Annotated in this window: 1 pseudogene; it reads right to left on the reverse strand. The window is 43.5% G+C overall.

Annotated features, from left to right (window positions below):
• Window positions 1-947, reverse strand: a pseudogene (locus AB4503_RS25030) (hypothetical protein); the annotation flags it as partial.
• Window positions 948-988: the final 41 nt, after the last annotated feature.

Below are 988 nucleotides of genomic sequence, written 5' to 3' on the forward strand. Positions count from 1 at the left end.
TCCTTGGGGTATAGAGGCAGATGGATGTCGAGTTGGTGTTTAATGGCCGATTGGATCTCTGAGTGTGCTTGAGTGTAGCATTCTGACCATTCAAGACTTTTTGCCGCCTCAATGGGTGACATGCCCCGGGCATATAAATCGATATAGGGTGTCCAATCTATCTTGATGTATCGGTATGGGATTTTTTTGAGATGCGCTGCAAATGCCTTAAACCATTCTTTCCATTGGTCGTCATATTCGTGGGTCATTTTTCCGTTGAGATAATTAAGACCTTTGCGAGTAAAAGTGACGCACCTTTGATCATCGTTGAGTTCTAGGTAATTTTCTGAAATCAGTTGCTCTAAGATGTCTCTGATTAGCATGCCAGAGTGTGGGTAAACATCCAAAGCGCGCTCTTTTGCTTGAGACTTGCTCAAGCTCATTCGCTTTTCTTTCATGTGCGCTAGATACTGAGTGTTGATAGGGTCTACTTGGTAATTTTTTGTTCTTGGCCACAGCCAATCTAAAAGGTCGCGGGCATAGGCCGTATTCGGTCCTAATTCTAACGTATAGGACGTTGGCGCTTTGGGTAGGGGGGGAAGCTCTTCTTTATTGCCATTCATGGCGTTTAACTCTTCGGTAGTTAAGTTTCTTAGTATGACATGGGTAAAGCCTTCAATATTGTCGATGTGCTCCCCCAAGCTGACTCTGACACTTTGGATGAAAGGAATGATGGATGCTTGGTTAAATAGAATGTTGTGGGTTGGCTCGTGGTGCGTGACTGCTTGCGCTTTTAAGTCGTCCCAGTCGCCATAACCTACCGCTTGAGCGCAAATCGATAACCATGTGTTTTTTTCGGTGGCGTTGCCCTGAATGATTTCAGCGAAGGTAAGTTGATCGAATATAGTGTGTAATTGTTTCTTTAATATCGGTAGATGGTCAGAATTAAAGAGGGTCTTATTTGACATGGTAATTCCTTGATGAATGAACGTAAAAAAGCCTTGCCATT

It is taken from the genome of Vibrio sp. 10N.222.55.B11, from assembly GCF_041473705.1.
Classification (GTDB): Bacteria; Pseudomonadota; Gammaproteobacteria; order Enterobacterales; family Vibrionaceae; genus Vibrio; species Vibrio crassostreae_C.